General features: G+C 65.0%; 18 protein-coding genes and 1 riboswitch. Of the genes, 11 read left to right on the top strand and 7 right to left on the bottom strand.

The genetic code is table 11. The annotated features are described in order from the left end of the window. Positions 1-187: 187 nt before the first annotated feature. The 3 genes from ABIA30_RS05720 to ABIA30_RS05710 are packed head-to-tail and all read right to left on the bottom strand — an operon-like array spanning position 188 to position 3,699. Positions 188-964, bottom strand: coding sequence for an Rv3717 family N-acetylmuramoyl-L-alanine amidase (locus ABIA30_RS05720; RefSeq protein ID WP_370062891.1), 777 nt, complete (start codon positions 962-964; stop codon positions 188-190). A 28-nt stretch (positions 965-992) separates the two neighbouring features. Beyond that, positions 993-2,993, bottom strand: coding sequence for a YhgE/Pip family protein (locus tag ABIA30_RS05715; protein WP_370062889.1), 2,001 nt, complete (start codon positions 2,991-2,993; stop codon positions 993-995). A gap of 1 nt (position 2,994) precedes the next feature. Then, positions 2,995-3,699 (bottom strand): hypothetical protein, encoded by a 705-nt coding sequence (locus ABIA30_RS05710; RefSeq protein ID WP_370062887.1) that lies wholly within the window; start codon positions 3,697-3,699, stop codon positions 2,995-2,997. Positions 3,700-4,159: 460 nt separating this feature from the next. Between ABIA30_RS05710 and ABIA30_RS05705 the strand changes: the two genes are divergently transcribed. From ABIA30_RS05705 to lpdA, 7 genes are all read left to right on the top strand, one after another. Then, on the top strand, positions 4,160-5,398 hold the full coding sequence (locus tag ABIA30_RS05705; protein ID WP_370062885.1) for a lipase family protein: 1,239 nt from the start codon (positions 4,160-4,162) through the stop codon (positions 5,396-5,398). Between the two features lie 136 nt (positions 5,399-5,534). Beyond that, positions 5,535-6,536: an agmatinase gene (gene speB / locus ABIA30_RS05700; RefSeq protein WP_370062883.1), complete on the top strand. Its 1,002-nt coding sequence runs from the start codon at positions 5,535-5,537 to the stop codon at positions 6,534-6,536. Positions 6,537-6,573: 37 nt separating this feature from the next. Continuing rightward, a riboswitch (glycine riboswitch) is annotated at positions 6,574-6,663 on the top strand. A 148-nt stretch (positions 6,664-6,811) separates the two neighbouring features. After that, positions 6,812-7,945 carry a glycine cleavage system aminomethyltransferase GcvT gene (gene gcvT / locus ABIA30_RS05695; RefSeq protein ID WP_370062881.1) on the top strand — a complete coding sequence of 378 codons (1,134 nt, stop codon included), beginning with the start codon at positions 6,812-6,814 and terminating at the stop codon, positions 7,943-7,945. Between the two features lie 43 nt (positions 7,946-7,988). After that, a complete protein-coding gene (gcvH, locus tag ABIA30_RS05690) occupies positions 7,989-8,393 on the top strand; it encodes a glycine cleavage system protein GcvH (RefSeq protein ID WP_370062879.1) in 405 nt (134 codons plus the stop codon). Next, positions 8,390-9,658, top strand: a complete 1,269-nt coding sequence (gene glyA, locus ABIA30_RS05685; RefSeq protein ID WP_370062877.1) for a serine hydroxymethyltransferase — start codon at positions 8,390-8,392, stop codon at positions 9,656-9,658. Before gcvH ends, glyA begins: the two co-directional genes overlap by 4 nt. Next, positions 9,658-11,031 carry an L-serine ammonia-lyase gene (locus tag ABIA30_RS05680; protein WP_370062875.1) on the top strand — a complete coding sequence of 458 codons (1,374 nt, stop codon included), beginning with the start codon at positions 9,658-9,660 and terminating at the stop codon, positions 11,029-11,031. Before glyA ends, ABIA30_RS05680 begins: the two co-directional genes overlap by 1 nt. A 45-nt stretch (positions 11,032-11,076) precedes the next feature. Continuing rightward, positions 11,077-12,444 (top strand): dihydrolipoyl dehydrogenase, encoded by a 1,368-nt coding sequence (lpdA, locus tag ABIA30_RS05675; protein ID WP_370062873.1) that lies wholly within the window; start codon positions 11,077-11,079, stop codon positions 12,442-12,444. A 63-nt stretch (positions 12,445-12,507) separates the two neighbouring features. Here the strand turns inward: lpdA and ABIA30_RS05670 are convergent, their stop codons facing one another. The 4 genes from ABIA30_RS05670 to ABIA30_RS05655 form a co-directional block, all read right to left on the bottom strand. Next, on the bottom strand, positions 12,508-13,416 hold the full coding sequence (locus ABIA30_RS05670; RefSeq protein ID WP_370063368.1) for a type IV toxin-antitoxin system AbiEi family antitoxin domain-containing protein: 909 nt from the start codon (positions 13,414-13,416) through the stop codon (positions 12,508-12,510). Positions 13,417-13,480: 64 nt separating this feature from the next. After that, the gene (locus ABIA30_RS05665) at positions 13,481-14,266 is read right to left on the bottom strand and encodes a creatininase (RefSeq protein WP_370062871.1); all 786 of its coding nucleotides are present in this window, start codon (positions 14,264-14,266) and stop codon (positions 13,481-13,483) included. Between the two features lie 18 nt (positions 14,267-14,284). Next, a complete protein-coding gene (locus ABIA30_RS05660) occupies positions 14,285-15,085 on the bottom strand; it encodes an SDR family NAD(P)-dependent oxidoreductase (protein WP_370062869.1) in 801 nt (266 codons plus the stop codon). A gap of 12 nt (positions 15,086-15,097) precedes the next feature. After that, positions 15,098-16,015, bottom strand: coding sequence for an NAD-dependent epimerase/dehydratase family protein (locus ABIA30_RS05655; protein WP_370062867.1), 918 nt, complete (start codon positions 16,013-16,015; stop codon positions 15,098-15,100). Positions 16,016-16,123: 108 nt separating this feature from the next. Between ABIA30_RS05655 and ABIA30_RS05650 the strand changes: the two genes are divergently transcribed. The 4 genes from ABIA30_RS05650 to ABIA30_RS05635 all read left to right on the top strand — a co-directional run bounded on the left by ABIA30_RS05650 (position 16,124) and on the right by ABIA30_RS05635 (position 21,275). Beyond that, positions 16,124-17,617 (top strand): PucR family transcriptional regulator, encoded by a 1,494-nt coding sequence (locus ABIA30_RS05650; RefSeq protein ID WP_370062865.1) that lies wholly within the window; start codon positions 16,124-16,126, stop codon positions 17,615-17,617. Positions 17,618-17,770: 153 nt separating this feature from the next. Further along, positions 17,771-19,393, top strand: a complete 1,623-nt coding sequence (locus ABIA30_RS05645; protein ID WP_370062863.1) for a GMC family oxidoreductase — start codon at positions 17,771-17,773, stop codon at positions 19,391-19,393. Between the two features lie 7 nt (positions 19,394-19,400). Further along, positions 19,401-19,793: a hypothetical protein gene (locus ABIA30_RS05640; protein ID WP_370062861.1), complete on the top strand. Its 393-nt coding sequence runs from the start codon at positions 19,401-19,403 to the stop codon at positions 19,791-19,793. Between the two features lie 111 nt (positions 19,794-19,904). Continuing rightward, positions 19,905-21,275 carry a cytosine permease gene (locus ABIA30_RS05635; RefSeq protein ID WP_370062859.1) on the top strand — a complete coding sequence of 457 codons (1,371 nt, stop codon included), beginning with the start codon at positions 19,905-19,907 and terminating at the stop codon, positions 21,273-21,275. Positions 21,276-21,305: the final 30 nt, after the last annotated feature.

The raw sequence follows: 21,305 nt of genomic DNA, 5'->3' as shown, positions 1-21,305 counted from the left end.
GTGCCCGGCGAGATCGTCTTCTACCAGACTGCGCCCGATCAACTGCTTGGGTTCTTCCGTCAGCGGAATCACGTTGGCGCACAACGTCGGTAGCCGGGATTAGGTATTCGGGCTGACCGAGGTCGCCGCCGCGGCAGGCGGATCGATCCTGAAGACGCCTCAGCCGGGGCGGTTCGGCCCGGACGGATCAGTGCACCTGGGCAGCTGAGTGCGGATGTGTGCCGAGGTACGCGGTGATCCCTTGGACCACCGCCGCGGCATATCGTGCACGGCCGGCGGGGTCGGTCATCTGGTCGGAATCGCCGGGGTTCTTCATGTTTCCGAGCTCGGCCAGAACGGCGGGGTACTCAGCGAGATTGAGTCCGGTCAGATCGCTTCGGCCGTACAGCCCGTTCGAACCGAGGTAAGTGGACGGAACCATTCCCGATGCGACCAGTGCATCGCGCATGGTGTCGGCCAGCTGCATGGCGGGCGCGGCTTGCGCGTCGTTCAACGGCGGCGCCGAGTAATTCACGTGAAAGCCGTGGCCGCCCGCGGGCCCGTCGTCGGCGTGGATGGACACGATCGCGTCGGGCGCGAGCGCGTTGGCTGCCGCCGCCCGCTGGTCGACGCAGGGACCCAGCGAGGCGTCGTCGCTGCGGGACAGTTGCACGCGCACCCCGCGGGCGGTGAGCGCGGTGCTGATCTGCTGCACCACATCCCAATTGAAGGTGTGCTCGGGATATCCGCTGTCGGTACTGGCGCCGGCGGTCTGGCAATCCTTGGTGCCGCCCCGGCCGGTGGGTACCTGCCGGGTCATCGAGGCGTCGTACCGGCCGCCGTGCCCAGGGTCGAGAAAGACCGTCGTCCCAGCCAGATCGGGGTCGGCGTGAGCGGCTGGTAGTGCAGCGGCACACACGACGACGACGGCCCCGAAGGCACCGGCCAGAGTCCGCAGGCGGATGCTTGATCGCGGGTTGTGCACCGCCCGAGCCTAACGTGACAGGCGGCGTCTACATCTTGATCGCGGGCAACAGCCGGATCAGATTCCAGGTCCGGTTGCGCCGGGCACACAGGGTCGAAATACCCAGCGATCCGATACCGATGCAGAACAACACGATGATCGAGTGCCACAGCCGTTCGTCGATGCCGCCCAACACCAGTTGCCGGAGTCCATTGACGCCGAACGTCATCGGATCGAACTTGTGCAGGGTCTGGAACGGCTTGGTGGTGGTCTCCACCGGGTACATGCCGCCGGCGCTGACCATCTGCAGCATCAGCAGCGCCATGATCAACACTCGGCCGACGGCCGCGCCGACCAGCGCATTGATGGCCTGGGTGGCCGCCACGAAGGCCAACGACACCAAGATCATGAAGAACACCATGGCAACCGGGTGCGCCACCTGCATGCCGAGCGCGAATCGCACCACGCAGTACAGGATGATCGCCTGACCCACCGCGAGCAGCGCCGCAGGCACGTAACTGACCAGTGCGACCCGAAACGCCAGCACCTCGGCGGCGATCGGTCGATTCTGCAACGGCCGCAACACCATCCACAACACCAGCGCCCCGAAGAACAGCGCCAGGGTCAGGAAGAACGGCGCCATACCGGTCGCGAAGTTGGGGGCGCCGTTCTCGTCGGAGGTCTTCAGCTTCACCGGTCCGCCGATGGTGTCGGCGATGGCGTCCTTCTGCTGGCTTGTCCAGGTCGGCACCTGCTTGGCGCCGTCGGCGAGCTTGGTCGCCAGCTCGTTGGAGCCGTCCTGAAGACGGGCCGATCCGTCCTTCAACTGGACGGTGCCGGCCTTGAGCTGCCGGGCACCGTCATCGAGTTTGACCAGACCGCTTGATAATTGGGCGTTTCCGGTCGCCAGCTGCTGGGCACCGTTGCGCAGCTGGTTCAGCTTGTCGGTCAGCTGCTGACCGCTGGCGCCGACCTGGTCGAGTGCCGTGTGCAGCGGGCTGCCCGGAGCCCGCAGCGTCTCGGTCATCGAGATCGCCGCGTTGTGCGCGTCGGTGAGCTGCTGGCGGATCTGCGGGGTGAACTGATGAGTCTGCAACTGGTCCTGCACACCGCGCAGGGTGTTGACCGCTCCGACCGACACCGGGTCCTGGTTGACCGAAAGTTGTTGGATCACCGAGGCGACCGCGGCGGCCGCAGTGTCCTGCGCGGTGCCGATGGTCCCGGCCTGGTCGGTGGCCTGTTCCAGCGCAGCCGCTCCGGCCTGCAGCTGATCGGTATTGCCGCCGACCTGAGAAAGGGCCTTGCTCACTTTCAGCAGGGGATCAGTGGCCTGATTGATTCCATCGGAGAGCTGCTTGGCGCCAGTGGCGAGCTTGGCCGACCCAGTGCGGGCCGAATCCAGACCGGTCGACAGTTGCCCGGCGCCGTCGTCGGCCTTCACTATGCCGGTGTGCAGTTGCGCGGCTCCGTCGGCCAGCTGCCGAGCGCCGTCCGCGGCCTGCTTGATGCCGGTGCCCGACGAAACCACCACGGACAGAATCTGATTCACCGCTTGGCCGGAGATCCGGGTGGACACTGCGTTGAGCACCTGGCTGGTCGCGGTGCGGCCGATGCTCGAGGAGATGTAGTTGTTGGCGTCGTTGTACAGCGCGATCAACTCGGCCTTCTGGGGCTGGCCGGTCATCGGAGAGGCGATAGCCTCGCTGAAGTTCGCAGGCAGCTCCAGCATGAAGTAATACTTGCCGTGCTTGACACCGTCGCGCGCCTCCTGATCGCTCACCATGTGCCAATCCAGGCTGTGGTCGGCGGTCAGGCTCTTCGCGATCTCGTCGCCGGCATTGACATGCTGGCCCGAAACCACGGCGCCGCGATCGGAGTTCACCAGTGCCACCGGCATCTTGCTGACCTGACCGAACGGGTCCCAGAACGCCCACAAGTACAGCGCGCCGTACACCAGGGGCAGCAGCATCAGCACCACGATGGCTGCGCGGGTCATCCGGCTACGGCCGAATCGCTTGATCTCCGAACCGAAGGAGAGTCCAGCCAGCATGTCAGTCCTTCCCCGCGGGGATCAGATGGTCGTGAAGGGTGTGTGCGGCCGCGGCCTCACCGAGTGGATTGGTCACGCCTACCACCACGGTGCGCTGTTGTGCGATTGCGCCCAGGCGTTCGACGGCGGTCGCCCGTCGGGTGTTGTCGCGCACCTGTTCCAGATCACCGACCACGAGAATCGGCCGGTCGGACATCAACGCGAGGCTGATTCGTAGCAGGAACAGTTCCAGATCGGACAACTCGATGATGTAAGTGTCTGGAGTCGGTGCAGGGATCTCGCCGAACGCGATGTTGAATTCGGGGGCGGTGGTCTGGTTTGGCACCCAGGAGAACCACGGTGACAACCAGCGACGTTGCTCGGTGAGCACGGTCTGCACCGTGACGGTTTCTTCCAACTCGTCGATGTCGGTGAAGGCGGCAATGGCGCAGTGCTGACGGATTCCTCGCGCCGTGCTGTCGCCGTTGACCGTCACGATGCCGTGTGTCGGTTTGAGGCGGCCGGCAAGCGTCAGCAGCAACGTGTGCTGAGACGGCCCGCCCGGCATCCGGATCGCGTGAAAACCCGGGTCCAGCTCCAGATCGACACCGGAGTACAGCGGCCCGTGTTCGCTGTCGAGGCCAAGCCCGCTGGCCTTGATCAGCGGCGGTGCTGAGACGGGTTGCCCGGCAGGTGGCGCCGGTGCCGCGGCGTCCGGTTCATCCATGGCTGTTCTTCTCCGAGTTCAGGGGATCCACGCAAGTAAATCAGCGTGGACAGGCAAATCCGCTACTCAAGGTCGCTGGAGTCCCTGTGATGTCGGGCGGATCTGTCCACGCTATGGCGTGGGTGACAGGACCTCGGCGGCCGACGGTGCCCGTACCCCGGCTGGTGGCCGGGGCCAGGAAATACGCAGCGGACCGGAGCGTATTTGAAGTTGGAGTCGTTGATATAGGTGTGGCCTGAGGAATTTGGCCTTTCGGGCCCGGTTTTGCGGATTGCCGCCGGGCCGGCGGCGTGGGTGGATGACTACCGTGTCGAGCGGCTGGCAAATTGCGTCCGATGGCGTGCGAGAACAAGATTCTCGGTTGTGAGTACCATGATTTCGTTTGCGAGAGGCATATTGTTACTGTTTCGTTGTGCGTGGCTTTCGGGGGTTGTTTGCCGTCCTCTTACTGGTTGGCTCGGTGTTCACCAGCAGTGCGACGGCATTGGCCGACGGTGACGAACCGCAGTATGAGGCGTTCTATCTGCCGCCAGATCCGCTGCCGCCGGGGAAGCCCGGCGATCTCATTCGCACCGAGCCGTCGCGACTGGTGCTCGAGCCGTCCGGCCAACTGGGGGCCATCATGGCCACCGGAACGCGGATCATGTACCGCAGCACGGATGCTCGCGGCAATCCGGTCGCGGTGACGGGCACCTATTTCGAGCCCTACAACGACTGGCCGGGTAAGGGGCCGCGTCCGTTGATCAGTTATGCCGTTGGCACCCAAGGCCAGGGCAACCAGTGCGCGCCGTCGCGCCAGTTCAACCAGGGCATCCATTACTCGGGCGGCTGGGACATCATGGTCAACTACGAGGAGGCGTTCATCGCGACCATGGTGGCCCGAGGGTTCGCCGTCGTGATGACCGACTACGAAGGTCTCGGCACCCCCGGCATGCACACCTACGTCAACCGGGTGGCCGAGGCCGCCGCCGTGCTCGACGCCGCCCGAGCGGCCAAGAACCTCCCCGGTACGTCGCTGGATCCCGATGGGCCGGTTGCCTTTTGGGGTTACTCACAAGGCGGTGGTGCGGCCGCGTCGGCAGCGGAGATGGCAGCGTCTTACGCACCGGAACTGCACGTCGTGGGCACCTACGCCGGCGCGCCGGTGGCGGACCTCAAAGAGCTGTTTCCCTACACCGACGGCAGCGCCCTGGTCGGTGTGGTCGGCTATGCGCTCAACGGTGAGATCTATGCGTACCCCGAATTCGCCGACCTGATTCGCTCCAAGCTCACCCAGCGTGGCAAGGACATGCTCGAAAGCGTGTCGCGCCAATGCGTCGGCCAGACCATCGTCGACTTCATGTTCCGGCATCTGCAGCCCTATTTCACCGACGACATCAACGTGCTCATCGACGAAGAGCCTTTCAAGTCGTTGTTCGAGATGCAGAAACTGGGCAAATACAAGCCCAATGCGCCGGTCCTGATCAACAGCAATCGCTACGACCCGCTGGTTCCGTGGACCGCTGCCAACCAACTCGGCCGGGACTGGTGCGACAAAGGCGCCGATGTCGAATTCCGTACCAACGAAGAGCCGCCGTTCCTGAACAAGTTGGTGATCAACCACGCGTTGCCGATGTTGGTCGATGGTGAGCCCGCCATGCAGTGGATCGCCGCGCGCTTCAACGGCGCACCGACCACGCCGAACTGCGGTCAGTACTGAGGTACGACCGGGAGCGGCTTGTGCGAATGCTCAAAGCGCAGTCGGATGTTTTGCGCATCAACCCGTCGCCACACGGCCTTGTCGAAGACGATGCTGAAGTCCGAGCACCCACCGCTGTGAACGGAGGCACAATCCGATGAGTAACCGCAACGGAATCGTCGGCGCGGTCCCCGCGACCAAGGTTCCGCGCTACGCAGGCAAGAGCACCTTCGCCCGCATTGCCGATGTCGCCGAGGTCTCCGACTATGACATCGCCATCCTCGGCGTACCGTTCGACGGCGGCACCTCCTACCGTCCCGGCGCCCGCTTCGGTCCGCTGGCAGTGCGCAATGCCGCCCGCACACTCCGCCCCGGTTACCACGTCGAACTCGGTGTCGCGCCACTGCAACACGTGCAGGTGGTCGATGCCGGTGACGTCGCGGTGACGCCCTACGACATCGCCGAGGCGTGCCAGCAGATCCAGGATCACGCGAGTGAGGTACTAGGGGACCGGGATCGACGGATCGTCTCCATCGGTGGCGATCACACCATCGCGTTGCCCAATCTGCGTGCGCTGCATGCCAAATACGGGCCCGTGGCACTGGTGCACTTCGACGCACATCTGGACACCTGGGACACCTACTTCAATGCCCCGATCACCCACGGCACCATCTTCCGTCGCGCGTTCGAGGAAGGTCTGTTGATCGAGGATCACTCGATCCACATCGGTATCCGCGGCCCGATCTATGACCAGATCGACCTCGATGACGATGAGCGTATGGGGTTCAAGATCATTCGGGCCGGCGACCTCGACGTCATCGGTATCGATGCCGCGGTCGACGTGGTCCGGCGCCGGGTTGATGACCTGCCGGTGTATCTGTCCATCGACATCGACGTCCTGGACCCGGCGTTCGCGCCCGGCACCGGAACGCCCGAAGCTGGCGGCCTGACCTCGCGTGAGCTACTGCGGATGTTGCGCCGGCTCACCGGGCTCAACATCGTCGGCGCCGACGTGGTCGAGGTCGCCCCGGCCTATGACCACGCCGAGATCACCTGCGTCGCGGCGGCCACCGTGGTCTTCGACCTGGTATCGCTCATGGTCGCCGGACAGCAGGCCGGTAAGGCCGTGAACGGCGAAACAGTAGCCGCAGCCACCTGATCCGACGTAGCATTTCGGACACAACTGAATACGCCGTTGATACGCAGCGGGAGAACCTCCACTTCGGAGGCGCCGTAGGAGCAACTCCTCCCCGGGAATCTCTCAGGCCCAACACCGCAGCGTCGAGGCAACTCTGGAGAACAGCGCCGTCGTGCGCTTACCGAAGGTGAACAGCGCACTTCGCGCCCAAACTCTCAGGTTGAAGGACAGAGCGGGGAGGTGTCAGCACCGCATGCGTGCCGGGGTAGTCCGGCACCCGGAACTGGAGTCGCCTCATGTCACACGCTCTTGGCAATGCCGCAGCTATCGCGGAATCGCCGCTGCTGGAAGAACATCGGACGCTGGGCGCCAAGTTCACCGATTTCGCGGGGTGGCAGATGCCGCTCAAATACGGCAGCGAACTTGCCGAACACCGGGCGGTTCGCGGCAGTGCCGGGCTGTTCGACCTGTCCCACATGGGCGAGATCCGGATCACCGGACCGCAGGCCGGCGCCGTCCTCGACTTCGCACTGGTCGGCGAGCTGTCGCAGATCGCGGTCGGTAAGGCCAAGTACTCATTGATCTGCAACACCGCGGGTGGGGTGATCGACGATCTGGTGGTCTACCGACTCGCCGACGATGATTTCCTGGTGGTCGCCAATGCGGCGAACGCCCCGACGGTCGCGAGTGAACTATTCAGTCGTGCAGCGGCATTCGATGCCCAGGTCATCGACCAATCGGCGCAGACCGCACTGATCGCGGTGCAGGGTCCGGCCGCCGAGACCATCCTCACCGCGTTGATGCCCGACGAGCAGCGGCCCGAGGTGGTGGCGCTCAAGTACTACGCGGTGATGCCCGCGCAGGTGGCCGGCATCGATGTGCTGCTGGCGCGCACCGGTTACACCGGCGAGGACGGATTCGAGCTGTACGTGCCGAATGGGCAGGCGGTCGAGTTGTGGCGGGCGCTGTTGGCCGGCACCACGGGCGCCGGCGGTGTGCCTGCCGGATTGGCCTGCCGCGACACGCTGCGCCTGGAGGCCGGCATGGCGCTCTATGGTCACGAGCTGACCATCGACACCGACCCGTATCAGGCCGGCCTGGGCAAGGTGGTGCGGCTCGGCAAGGACTTCGTCGGACGCGATGCGCTGCAAGAACTTTCATCTCAGCCCGTACTACGCAAGCTGGTCGGGATCAAGGGAGGCGGGCGCCGCGCGGCCCGCGCCGGATACCCGGTGTACGTCGGCGACACCGAGGTCGGCGTCGTGACCTCGGGCGTGTTGTCGCCGACCCTCGGGTACCCGATCGCCTTGGCGTACGTCGACATCGCGCACGCTGGGCCGGGCACCGAGCTGACCGTCGATGTCCGTGGCACCCGGGAGTCTTTCGCCGTCACTGCATCGCAGTTCTACCGCCGAGCGGCGAACATCTAGGCCATTTCCGTATCCCGACAACATTTTTGGAGGAGACCAAATCATGGCTTCAGGCGGTATCCCGAACGACCGCGGTTACACCGAGGAGCACGAATGGGTTTCGCTGCTGCCCGGAGCAGAACTGCCCGACGCGCCGGTGCGGGTGGGTATCACCTCGGTCGCGGCAGCTGCGCTGGGCGAGCTGGTCTATGTCGATCTGCCGGAAATCGGTAGCACGATCGTGGCGGGTGAGACCTGCGGTGAGGTGGAATCCACCAAGACGGTGTCCGAGCTGTATCCGCCGGTCAGCGGAGCGGTCACCGCACTGAACCAGGCCGCCGTCGACGACCCGAGCGTCATCACCGCCGACCCCTACGGAGACGGCTGGTTGTTCGAGGTGCAGGCCACCGCTGCTGGCAACCTGCTGACCGCCGAGCAGTACGCGGAACTCAACGAGGAGGCCTCATGAGCGTCTTGGACCACCAACTGACCGACTACGACCCGGAAGTCGCAGCGGCGATCGCAGCCGAACTCGACCGGCAGCGAACAGGTTTGGAGATGATCGCCTCGGAGAACCACGCGCCGTGGGCCGTCATGCAGGCGCAGGGCTCGGTGCTGACCAACAAGTACGCCGAGGGTTATCCGGGCCGACGCTACTACGGCGGCTGCGAGCACGTCGACGTCATCGAACGGCTGGCCATCGACCGGGTCAAAGCACTGTTCGGCGCGGAATTCGCCAACGTGCAGCCACATTCGGGTGCGCAGGCCAATGCGGCGGTGATGCATGCCTTGATCAAGCCGGGCGATACCATCCTGGGACTGTCCCTCGACTGCGGTGGGCACCTGACCCATGGCATGCGGATCAACTTCTCCGGCAAGCTGTACAACGTTGCCGCATATGGGGTTTCCAAAGAGGATTACCTGATCGACATGGATCAGGTCGCGGAGGCCGCCCGCGAGCACCGGCCGAAGCTGATCATCGCCGGCTGGTCGGCGTATCCCCGTCATCTGGACTTCGCCCGGTTCCGGCAGATCGCCGACGAGGTCGGCGCCTACCTGATGGTCGACATGGCGCACTTCGCCGGACTGGTTGCCGCCGGTCTGCACCCTTCGCCCGTGCCACACGCTCACGTGGTGACCTCCACGACGCACAAGACTCTCGGTGGCCCCCGCGGCGGTGTGATTCTGACCAACGACGCCGACATCGCGAAGAAGATCAACTCGGCGGTGTTCCCCGGGCAACAGGGCGGGCCGCTGGAGCACGTCATCGCGGCCAAGGCCGTTGGATTCAAGATGGCAGCAGAGCCGGAATTCGTCGAACGCCAACAGCGTTGCCTGCGCGGCGCGCGCATCCTGGCCGACCGGCTCGGGCGGTCCGACGCCAAGGATGCCGGCATCACGGTGCTCACCGGCGGTAGCGATGTACACCTGGTGCTGGTCGATCTGCGCGACGCCGCGATCGACGGTCAGCAAGCCGAGGACCGGTTGGATGCCATCGGAATCACGGTGAACCGCAACGCTGTTCCGTTCGACCCGCGCCCGCCCATGGTGACCTCTGGCCTGCGCATCGGAACCCCGGCGCTGGCGGCGCGCGGCTTCGGTGACGAGCAGTTCGCCGAGGTCGCCGACCTGATCGCGGAGGCACTCACCGCGGCGCCCGACGCCGACACCTCCGCGCTGGCCGCACGGGTCCGTGGGCTGGCCGACAGTCATCCGCTCTACCCGGGGATGTAATGGCGATCAGCGTCTTCGATCTGTTCTCCATCGGTATCGGGCCATCCAGCTCGCACACCGTAGGGCCGATGCGGGCGGCGCACCGATTCAGCGCCGAGCTGGCGGCCCGCGGGGTCGAGCGAGTCGCTGACGTGGGGGTGGACCTGTACGGATCGTTGGCAGCCACCGGCGCCGGGCACGGCACCATGCCGGCGATCCTGCTCGGCCTGGAAGGCTATGCACCGGAGACGATTTCGACCGAGACTCTGGAGAAGCGACTGTTCGCTATCCGAGCCGACGGGCGGATTCTGCTGTGCGGCACAGTGTCGGTGGCCTTGACGGAGGACGGCATCGACTTGCATCCGGAGTGCGTGCTCGAGCGCCACCCCAATGCCATGACGCTGACCGCGACGGCCGCCGACGGCACTCTGGTGTGGCGGCAGACCTACTACTCGGTCGGTGGCGGGTTCGTCATTGCCGAATCCGACTCGCCGGACTCCGAACAGATTGCACCTGGAGGGTTCCATTCGGCTGCGGAGCTGCTGGATCTGGCTGAACGGCAAGAGAAGTCGATAAGTTCGGTGGTGATGGCGCAGGAATGTGCGTCGCGCTCCGAAGCGGAGGTCCGGTCGGGTCTGCTGCACATCCATCAGGTCATGGTGGGGTGCGCGGCCAGTGGGCTGGCTCGTGACGGCTACCTGCCGGGTGGTCTACGGGTGCGGCGCCGGGCGAAGGACTGGCATGACCGCCTAGCCGCGGAAGACCCGGACCGTAACCCGTTGTTCGCCGAGGATTGGGTGAACCTGATTGCCTTGGCGGTCAACGAGGAGAACGCATCCGGCGGCAGAGTGGTCACCGCGCCCACCAACGGGGCAGCCGGCATCATTCCGGCGGTGCTGCACTACGCCTTGCATTACACCAAGGCCGGACCGGCCGATCCCGATGACACCGTGGTGCGGTTCCTGCTCGCCGCAGGCGCGATCGGCTCGCTCTACAAGGAGCGGGCGTCGATCTCCGGGGCCGAAGTGGGCTGCCAGGGTGAGGTCGGGTCAGCAGCCTCGATGGCTGCTGCTGGACTGGCCGAAATCCTCGGTGGCACACCGCAACAAGTGGAGAACGCCGCTGAGATCGCGATGGAACACAGTCTGGGGTTGACCTGCGATCCGATCGGCGGCCTGGTACAGATCCCATGTATCGAGCGCAACGCCATCTCGGCGGGCAAGGCGATCAACGCGGCGCGCATGGCTCTGCGCGGCGACGGTACCCATCGGGTCAGTCTCGATCAGGTGATCGAGACGATGCGGCTGACCGGGTTGGATATGAGTGCCAAGTACAAGGAGACCTCGACCGGCGGCCTGGCCATCAACGTCGCGGTGAACGTGGTGGAGTGCTGAGCCGACCGAAGGCCCGGCAACTGAAGTGACACAAGGAGATACCGCATGAATACAGCTGACCTCGTCGTCCTCGGTGGCGGGCCCGGAGGATATGCCGCCGCGATCCGCGCCGCCCAGTTGGGAAAATCGGTGGTGGTCGTCGACGAGGCCGGGCTGGGCGGCACCTGCTTGCACCGCGGGTGTATCCCGACGAAGGCGCTGCTGCACGCGGCAGAGGTGGTCGACACCGTTCGGTCGGCCGCCCAGTTCGGGGTCAACGCGGCCCTGGACGGAATCGACGTCGACAAACTCAACGGCTACAAGACCACCGTGGTCACCCGTTTGCACAAGGGGCTGAGCGGACTGATCGAGTCACTCGGCATCACCGTGATCGCAGGCCGGGGCCGACTGGCCGGACCGACCGCCGTGACGGTGGGCGATCAGACCATCACGGGTGACTCGATCATTCTGGCCACCGGATCGGTGCCCAAGCTGCTGCCGCACGTCGAGGTCGGCCCGCGGGTCCTCACCAGCGACCAGGCCCTGGAGTTGGCGCACATACCAGACCGCGCGGTCATTCTCGGTGGTGGCGTGATCGGCGTCGAGTTCGCCAGTCTCTGGGCATCGTTGGGCGCAAAGGTGACCATCGTCGAGGCGTTACCAAGGCTGGTGCCCAACGAGGATGAGGCGATCTCGGCCTACCTGGAGCGGCTGCTGCGGCGCCGCAAGGTCACCGCCAAGACGGGTGCCCGAGTCGATGCGGTGATCGCCGACGACAACTCGGTGCGCGTCACGCTCGATTCGGGCGAGGCGTTGGAGGCCGACGTCCTGCTGGTGGCTGTCGGCCGCGCACCACATACCGCGGGCATGGGCTTCGAGGAGTGCGGGGTGAACCTGGACCGCGGCTTTGTGGTCACCGACGACCGGTTGCGCACCACCGTCCCGAGCGTATACGCCGTCGGCGATATCGTTCCCGGAATTCAGTTGGCGCATCGGGCTTTCCAGCACGGAATCTTTGTTGCCGAACAGCTGGCCGGCGGCACGCCCGAGCCACTGTCCGACGCGGGCATACCGCGCGTCACCTACTCCCGTCCGGAGATTGCGTCGGTCGGACTCACCGAGGTTGCCGCTCGTGCCGAGTTCGGCGACGGGGTCAGCAGCGTCAACTACGACCTGGCGGGGAACGGGAAGAGTCAGATTCTCAAGGCCTCCGGCGTGGTCAAGGTCGTTGTCGCACCCTCGGGTGCGGTGGTCGGGGTACATATGATCGGTGACCGCGTGGGCGAGCTGATCGGTGAGGCACAGCTGCTGTACAACCTGGAGATCAAGGCCAGTGAGGCAGCCCGACTGGTGCACGCCCACCCGACTCAGAACGAGGCACTGGGGGAGGCTTTGATGGCGGTATCGGGGGCGCCGCTACACCTGCACAGCTGACGTCATGCCGAGGATCGCGGTCACTATCTGGCAGAAATCCTCGGCGTTGTCGCTAGACGCCGGTCACTCCGGTGTACTCGCATCCCGCCCGCAGGCGTGGCTATTTACGGCTATCCCGTGCTGCCGCAACACCTGAGCGATTTTGGCGGCAGTCTGACAGGATCGATCGAACACCTGGTGGTAGCTGAGTCGGACGGTTGATCGGCCACCGACCGCGGCGTCGAGATCACGCTCGAAGTCCCTGTTCCGTGCAGACGCTGAGTCGTGAAACAGGCGCCCGTCGAGTTCGACCACGAGTCGTTCGCCGTATTCGGTGTCGCGGTAGCTCACGCCGACCGAGGAGGTCGAGCGGGTCTGCCGCGCGGCCCGGGGTAACCCATGCGCCCGCTCCACACGATTGAGGTACCGGTGCTCGAGGACCGAGCAGGTTCCCTCGGCGATGTCGACCAGGACCGCTCGCAGCCAGCTGCGACGGCGAACCCTCCGACGAGCGTCGAGGACTCGAAGTAGACGGCGCGCGGTGGTGCGCCGCGATTGACAGGCGTCGGCCAGTATCGCGACGGCGTCGAACCCCTTTGCACGGGAGGCGATGTCAAGAATGGCTTCCTCGCGACGCAACCTTGGCGGTCCGACGTTCCAGAGCACCCGCTCGTCAAGGTGGTCGAGGTGGTGGATACGCACACCGTCCGGTTCGACCAGCATGGCCCGGTTACGGGACACCGCGACATGGATCAGCGGGCCTTCGTTCGACAAGGCCGACTCAAAGCACAGAGCTGTCGGCGCCGCGTAAAGTACTGCAACCCAGGCCCGTTGCAACCACGGCAGCGGTCCGGTGTGGTCGACATATACGCCGTGGCGGACCCGCGCCCATTCATTGCGCCTGAGCATCCGTCGAATCTGATGGGGCTGCAGCCCGGCATCGAGAGCTTGCCGGCGCGATGCCCACCAGACCCCAGTCTTCGATCTGTGGATAACTCTGTACGCCGAGGATCGCGGTCACTATTCGGCAGCAATGCTCGGCGTTGTGGACGTGCTCCTAGGCTGTACCGCGGCGGCCGGCGAACTCCTCGTCGAGGATGGAAACGAGGCGATCGACCATCCACTCGGTGAGCATCTCGCCCTTCTCCGCGCTGGCCGCCTCGGGGGAGGACAGCGTGCCGGTAGCTGTGGACATCCGGGTATCTATCGGCAGCACATCGTGATTGACCACGCGCTCGGGAGCATCGGCCGCGATGTGCGCGGTCCGCACCAGGTGCGGCGCATGGTGGAGCAGCAGTGAGGTCTCGATCACTGCTGCGTGTTCCAAGGCCAGACCGGGGAATCCGTCGGGCCAGATGGCCTGCTGGCGGTCAGGGGTGAAGTCGGGGTTCACGTCCTCCATGACCAGGATCTTGAGCTCCGGGTGCTTCTCTGAGATCAGGAACGCCGGCTCGTAGATGAAGCCGCTGTTCTCGTAATGCCAGTTGTACAGCACGATGTTGCGGAACCCGGCCCGCTTCAGCTCGCTGAGGACATCCTCGAGCAGTGCGATGTAGGTGGTGGCCCGCAGCGACAAGGTGCCCGGGATATGTTGTCCGCCACCGCTGGCCGGCCGGCTTCGATAACCAAACGGGACGAACTGGCCTACGACGAGGTCGGTCCGGTGGCTGGCCGCCTCCAGCAGCTTCTCGGGGATGAGCCAGTCGGTGCAGACCGGCAGATGGTGGCCGTGCTGTTCGGTGGACCCGATCGGGATGGCGACCGGGATGTCGGCGCGGGCGGCCTCTGCGATCTCCGGCCAGGTCATCTCCCGATACAGCCGGGACGGTTTCTGCTCGGTCATATCGAAACTCCTTGTAGGTCAGTCATGGTGGGAGACGCCGATGTTGCCGGCAGGTATGCAGGTCGACCGTCCACCGTCGACGACCATCTGAGTGCCGACCATGTAACTGGCCCGATCGGACAGCAGGAAGACGACGGCTTCGGCGATCTCCTGTGGCTCGCCGAAACGTCCCGCAGCGACGCTGGATGAGATTTCGGCGATCTCGGCGTCGGGGTCGGGGCTGTCCTCGAACTCGACCATGAGTAACGGAGTTCGGGTCGTGCCGGGACACACCGAGTTCACCCGGATGCCCCACGACACGAGTTCGGCTGCGGCACTGCGGGTCATCGCGACGATGGCGCCCTTGGTGGCGGTGTAAGCGACGTAGCCCGGCTGGCCTATGAGCGCGAGTTCGGAACCGGTGTTGACGATGGCACCGGCCCGTCGCGGCTGCATCACCCGGGCGGCCTCGCGCAACACGTAGAACGACCCGGCCAGATTGATGTCGACCAGGGCTCGGAAGGTGTCGTCGGAGGTGTCGACCAGCGGTCCGACGGCGGAGATGCCGGCGTTGTTGTGCACCGCATCCAGTGGACCGAGCTCGGCTTCGGCCTGCTCGAAAACTGCGCGCACCGCTACCGGATCACGAACATCGGCGCTGAACGCAATCGCCTTGCGGCCGTGGGCCTGCACCGCGCGCACGGCCTCGGCGAGGTCGTCCTCGGGGCGGGCCAACAGTGCGACGTCGGCACCCTCGCGGGCCAGCACCTCGGCGGTGGCCAGGCCGATGCCCGACGATGCCCCGGTGACCAACGCGATGCGGCCGGTCATTTCGCCCATGTGCAGTACCTTTCAGGAAGCTTCGGTTGAGCGGATCCAGTCGATCTGCGCCGCCAGGCCATCCTCCAACGACCAGGCCGGCACATACCCCAGATCGCGCGTCGAGTTGGTCAGATCGAACTGCACCTGTCGGTCCCAGTCCGGCAGGAACCCGGGGCCGATCTCAAACTGTGCGTCCGGCAGGAATTTTCGCAGTAGGTCGGCGGTCTCGAACACCGTCGCCCGGGAGCCGCCCGAGACGAAATACGCCTGTTGGGTCAGTGTGTCGGTGGTGGATGCCAACCGGGCGGCAGTCGCGACGTCGTCGACGTAGACGAGCTGAAACCCGTGATCCCCACCGGACGGCAGGGTGAACTTCTCGCCACGCAGGCCCGCCCGGATCATGTCGCCGAGCAGGCTCGGCATCCATAGCCCGGGCCCGTAGACCTCGGTGATACGCAGCGATACCACTTCCATTCCGTAGAGCGAGTTGTACACGCTGCCAAGCAATTCGCCGGCGACCTTGGTCACCCCGTACACCGTCGTCGGTTCGGGTTTGATCTCCTCGGTGATCGGTCCGGGAGCTTGGATGTTGCCCAGTGCACATTCGGACGAGAAGAACACGATGCGCCGCACGTCCGACATCCTGGCCGCCTCGTATACCGCCAGGGTGCTGTCGGCATTGGCGGCGAACGTGGTGACCGGCAGTTCGATGGACAACGCCGGATGGCTCTGGCCGGCGGTGTGGATGATGCGGCCCACATTGTGGGTCCGCAGGGTGTCGGTGAGTCGGGGGAGGTCGAAGAGCTCACCCAGTACCGGGGTCACCCCGGGCCGTGGATCGACCGAGTAGTCGCGGTTATAGGTGATCACCGGCTCACCGGCGGCCAGCAGTTGTTCGACGAGATGCCGGCCGACGAATCCGCGGCCGCCGGTCACCAGTGTTGTCATGTGTTTCCTTAAACCCAGAGGAGCCATCTCAGGATGCGCTTGTAGTCCGGATGGGAGCAACGGACGTATTGTCATACATTTGGTGCTGTATCTGGGCCATACTGTCGTATGGCACTTACCGTCGCCGATGTCCTTGCGCACCCGTCGCTGCAGGCCGCGAGCCCCAAGGTCCTCAGTGGGGCAACGAATCTCGACCATGTGGTGCGGTGGGTGCATTCAACCGACTTGTATGACATCGCGGCGCTGCTACGCGGCGATGAGGTGTTGTTGACCAATGGTGTCGGGCTGGTCGGGGTGGACGACAACGCCCGCAGGCGATACGTCCGTCAGCTCTCCGAGCGAGGCGTCGCCGGGTTGTTCTTCGAAGTGGGCCGGACCTTCGGTCGGATCCCGGACGAGCTCGTGCAGGAGGCGCAGCTGCTGTCATTTCCGGTCGTCGAACTGGCCCCCGCGCTGCGGTTCACCGAGGTTGCCGAGGCCGTGAACAGTGAGCTGATCAATCAGTCGGTGGTGCGGTTACGGCATGCCGACGAGACCTCACGCACGCTGTCCGAATCATTGGCTCGCGGCGCATCGTTGACCGAGCTGGTCGATCAGGTGGCCATCATCCTGGGCACCTGGGCCCGGGTCAGCGACTACGCAGGTCGAATCGCTGTTGAATCAGGCACGCCCACCAGTGATTTCGCGGAAGCCCCGGTGCTGGTCGACGGCACTGTGTGGGGCCGGCTAGCGATCGGTCCGGTAGGGCCGGCCCCCGTGCTGTGCGAAGCGGTGCTCGACCGGGCGCCGATCGTGCTGGGCCTGTGCCTCATCCGGGAACGTACCGCGATCGCCGGCGCCTTGCGGGCGCAGCATCTGGTGTTGGAATACCTGATGGCGAACCGGCCCACCGACCGCGCGGTCCTCGAATCGCGGCTGCGAGCCGCCGGCTTGGCCACCACACGTCACCAGTACGTGTGCATCTGTGTGGATCCAACCCGCGTCGACTCGGCAGCGCAGGTCGCCGACGCGGTGATCGGTGCGGTGGGGCAAGGGATCGTCAGCCTGATCGACGGCGTGCTGTGTGGGTTGTTGGTCGCGCCGGCGACGCCGGCCGGTTCGAACCTGTTCAGCACGGTGATTGAAGCGCTGAAGGGCACCGTCCCACACCGAAACATGTTGTGCGCCACAGTGGGTCGCGTGGTCGAGGATATTGCGGAGCTGCCGCGTGCGATGGCTGAAACCCTGGACGTTTTGCGACTGCCCCGTGCGGACGAGGACGCCGGTTCGGTCGTCTCGGTGCGCGAGCTGGCCTTGGACCGATTGCTGGCGATGCACGGCGACCATGACGCGCTGAGGCAGTTCATCGACGACCAGCTCGGTGCCCTGGAGCGGGCCGACGAGGCCCGGGGCGGGCAGCTGGTGCGGACGGTGGAGGCGCTGGTGGCGTGCGCTGGGCATAAGGCCGAGGCTGCGCAACGGCTGCATATTCGCCGCCAGTCGCTGTACTACCGGCTCGGGCAGATCAACCGGTTGCTCGACGCCGATCTGGATGACCCCAAGCAGCTGACCACCTTGGCCGTCGCCCTCACCGCCCGTCGGATCCGAAACGTGAGTCGATAGCGCCCCGTCGGCGGATTTATTCAGATGCACAAGGGGGGTTCACCAATTTGTGCAGAACAGCACTCGCCGTCTCGAGTGTGACGCACGCATCATTGATCGCAAGTCTCCAGCCCGAGGCGGCACCCGCCCCGACCTGACCAGGAGTGCGAACTGGTGAACGCGCCACATGACGGCAGTAGTGATGAATTCGATGTGCTCATCGTGGGCGCCGGAGCATCGGGTGGGGTAGCCGCGCTCGAACTCGCCGGTCATGGACTGAAGGTCGTGTGCCTGGAACAGGGCGGCTGGAACCTGCCCGACGATTTCACCGCCGGTAAGCCGGAGTGGGAGCTGACCCGGCTCAAGCAATGGAACGCCAGCCCGAACGTCCGGCAGAACGAAGCGGACTACCCGATCGACAGCACCGAGAGTCCGGTCGAGCCGTTGATGTTCAATGGCGTCGGCGGCAGCACCATCATGTTCTCCGGCCACTGGGTGCGTGCCATGCCATCGGACTTCCGGGTGAAGACGCTCGACGGGGTCGCCGAGGACTGGCCGTTCACCTACGAGGATCTGCGGCCGTTCTACGACGAGATCACCCACCACATCGGCGCCTCGGGACTGGAAGGCGACCCGGCCTATCCCGATCCGCACACCTTCCCGCTGCCGCCGTTGCCGATCGGTAAGTACGGCCTGGTGGCGGCCAAAGGCATGGACAAGCTGGGCTGGCACTGGTGGCCCGCCCCGAACGCCATCGCCTCGCGCAAGTACAAGAACCAGGAAGCGTGTCAGCGTTACGGCGCGTGCGAATCCGGTTGCCCGGTAGGTGCCAAGGCCAGCACCGACATCACGCACTGGCGTGACGCGATCAAGCTCGGGGTGCGGTTGGTGACCGGGGCCCGGGTCAGCCGGCTCACCACGAACGCGCGTGGCCTGGTCACCGGCGCCGAATACATCGACCGCAACGGCACGTTGCAGCATCAGTCAGCCCGGGTAACGGTGTTGGCGGCCAACGGAATCGGAACGCCCCGGCTCCTGCTGAACTCTGCCGAAGGCGGCCTGGCCAACTCGTCCGGACTGGTCGGCAAGCGGCTGATGACCCACCCCTATGCCTCGGTCTACGGTGCCTACGACGACGAGATGGAGACCTGGCTCGGTCCGGCCGGTCAGGCGCTGCAGTCACTGCAGTTCTACGAGACCGACACCGACCGAGGATTCGTCCGCGGTGCGAAGTGGAACCTTATGCCGACCGGAGGCCCGCTGGCCCAGACCCTGTGGGAGCCCGGCGACAACTGGCGCGACGGCTTCGGCGCCAACTTCCATCCGCGGCTGAAACAGACGTTCGGCCGCTATACCGAGTGGGGCATCACCACCGAAGACCTGCCTGATGAATCCAACACCGTGACACTGGATCCCAACGTCACCGATTCCGACGGGATCCCCGCTGCCAAGATCCACTACACGATCGGCGAGAACTGCCGGCGGATGCTCGACTTCAACGTCGCGCGGGCCGTCGAGGCCCACCAGGCCGCGGGAGCCGTTGCGGTACATCCGGTTCCGGTGGTCCGGCACAGCGCATGGCATCTGCTCGGCACCACGAAGATGGGCACCGACCCGGCCACCTCCGTCGTCGACGAATGGTGCCGTACACATGACATCCCGAATCTGTTCATCGTGGACGGCAGCACCATGGTCACCTCGACCGGCATGAATCCCACCGCCACGATCATGGCCGTCGCACTGCGGTCCATGCGGCATCTGGCCGAAACCCGTTCCAGCATCCCGACTGCGTTCTGAGGACACGATGCTCACCACCGAACAGCGAAGCGTGTTCGCCGCCCTGGCCGAAACCTTGATTCCGGCAAGCGATTCCATGCCTTCGGCCACCACGGCGGAGGTCTCCGGCCGGCTGCTCGACCAGGTTTTGGGCTATCGGCCCGACCTCGTCGACGACCTCACCGCGGCACTGGACGCCAGTGCGGGCAAGGAACCCGAAGCCGCACTGGACAATCTCGTGGTCGGTGCGCCCGAGCAGTTCGAAGCGCTCACAGTCCTGGCCGCGGGGGCCTATTTCCTCAGTCCTGCAGTGAAAACCGCGATGCCGTACGCCGCCGCGCCCCGCGCCGCCCGCGAGGACCTGGACGACTACCTGGACCTGCTGGAAAACGTCGTCGACCGCGGCTTCGCCATCCGCTGACTCCGCCGATGTGCACCAAATCATCTGAAATCATCGCCACACCAACGTAAAAGGACGTGTCCCATGTCGCATGACAGTGGCTCTAGGGTCGAGTATCTGACTATTCAACCGGTGCCGGAATCGCAGCGCACCGGAAAGGTCCGACATCTCTTCTCCTTCTGGTTCACGGTCCAGATCATCCCGCTAGCTGTGGTGACCGGTCTGCTCGGTCCGACGATCTATAAATTGGACGTCACCTCCACGGTCATCGCCATCGTTGTCGGTAGCGTCGTGGGCGCGGTGTTCATGGCGCTGCACTCGGTGCAGGGGTCGGGCCTTGGGGTACCGCAGATGATCCAGGCGCGTGCGCAGTTCGGGATGTACGGCTCACTACTGGTGATCGTCGTCGTGATACTTGCTTACGTCGGCTGGATCGTATCCCTGATGGTATTGGCGCAGCAGACTTTGGTCGCCGTCTTCCCTTCGCTGAATACCGTTGTGGCGCTGGCGTTCAGCACTCTTCTCACGCTGGCCACCGTCGTGGTCGGATACCAGCTCATCCTCCGGATGAACCGGGTGATGGTCTGGCTCTCGGGTCTGGCGCTGGTGCTCACCCTCGGCTATACCGCAGTCTCCGCGGCCCACGGCGGCGCCGGCGGTAGCGGTGGCGGCGGCTCCTTCAACTGGATCGGCTTCCTGGGTATGGCATCGGTAGCCGGCATCTGGCAGCTGTCGTATGCGCCGTATGTTTCGGATTACTCCCGCTATCTGCCGAGCTCCACCACCCCCCGCTCGGCCTTCTGGTACACGTATTTTGGCACGCTGCTCGGGGCCGTCGGCGCGATGATCGTCGGTGCGCTTCTCGTGGCGGGCCTGGGCGCCGATGCCTCGCTGGCCAGTTTGTCGCGCATCATGCCCGGCCCGCTGTTCGTGTTCGTGATGCTGGTGTTCTTCTTCGGTGCGATCGACGCCGGCGTGATCAACATGTACGGATCATCGCTGTGCACACTGACCTGTATCCAGGCCTTCAAATTGAAGTGGTCGCCGAAGTCTTCGGCCAGGAACATCACGGCGATGGTGATTGCGGTGGTGGTGTTCGTCGCCGCCATCGGATTCTCGGACGACTTCCTCGTGGAGTACTCCAACTTCATCAACGTCCTGATCTACCTGCTGATCCCGTGGAGCATCGTCAACCTGATCGACTACTACGTGGTGAAGAAGGGCCACTACGACCCGTCCTCGTTCAGTGACCCGAAGAGTGGCTACGGCGCCTTCAATGTCCCGGCTGTACTGAGCTACTTCCTCGGCTTCGTGATCCAAATCCCTTTCATGTCAACGGCTTTCTATACGGGCGCGGTGGCCAACAAGATCGGCGGCATCGACACGGCGTGGATCGTAGGCACGGTTGGGACGTTCTTCATCTACTTCGGTCTGATCAAGCTGTGGCGGGCGCGCACCGCAGGCGACGTGCAGCCTGCACTCGCCGCGGAAAGTGTCCGGTGATCCCAGTCGCGTGATCGCATCGAGCGATAC

This window comes from Mycobacterium sp. MAA66 (genome assembly GCF_041261665.1).
In the GTDB taxonomy this organism is placed as follows: domain Bacteria; phylum Actinomycetota; class Actinomycetes; order Mycobacteriales; family Mycobacteriaceae; genus Mycobacterium.
The sequence above is the reverse complement of the archived record's forward strand: the minus strand, read 5'-3'. Positions and strand labels throughout refer to the sequence as shown.

Coding starts and splice junctions, on each gene's coding strand:
- lpdA (WP_370062873.1), top strand. CDS start 11,077: ATGAATACAGCTGACCTCGTCGTCCTCGGTGGCGGGCCCGGAGGATAT.
- gcvT (WP_370062881.1), top strand. CDS start 6,812: ATGTCACACGCTCTTGGCAATGCCGCAGCTATCGCGGAATCGCCGCTG.
- speB (WP_370062883.1), top strand. CDS start 5,535: ATGAGTAACCGCAACGGAATCGTCGGCGCGGTCCCCGCGACCAAGGTT.
- ABIA30_RS05680 (WP_370062875.1), top strand. CDS start 9,658: ATGGCGATCAGCGTCTTCGATCTGTTCTCCATCGGTATCGGGCCATCC.
- ABIA30_RS05640 (WP_370062861.1), top strand. CDS start 19,401: ATGCTCACCACCGAACAGCGAAGCGTGTTCGCCGCCCTGGCCGAAACC.
- ABIA30_RS05660 (WP_370062869.1), bottom strand. CDS start 15,085: ATGGGCGAAATGACCGGCCGCATCGCGTTGGTCACCGGGGCATCGTCG.
- ABIA30_RS05715 (WP_370062889.1), bottom strand. CDS start 2,993: ATGCTGGCTGGACTCTCCTTCGGTTCGGAGATCAAGCGATTCGGCCGT.
- glyA (WP_370062877.1), top strand. CDS start 8,390: ATGAGCGTCTTGGACCACCAACTGACCGACTACGACCCGGAAGTCGCA.
- ABIA30_RS05650 (WP_370062865.1), top strand. CDS start 16,124: ATGGCACTTACCGTCGCCGATGTCCTTGCGCACCCGTCGCTGCAGGCC.
- gcvH (WP_370062879.1), top strand. CDS start 7,989: ATGGCTTCAGGCGGTATCCCGAACGACCGCGGTTACACCGAGGAGCAC.
- ABIA30_RS05665 (WP_370062871.1), bottom strand. CDS start 14,266: ATGACCGAGCAGAAACCGTCCCGGCTGTATCGGGAGATGACCTGGCCG.
- ABIA30_RS05710 (WP_370062887.1), bottom strand. CDS start 3,699: ATGGATGAACCGGACGCCGCGGCACCGGCGCCACCTGCCGGGCAACCC.
- ABIA30_RS05655 (WP_370062867.1), bottom strand. CDS start 16,015: ATGACAACACTGGTGACCGGCGGCCGCGGATTCGTCGGCCGGCATCTC.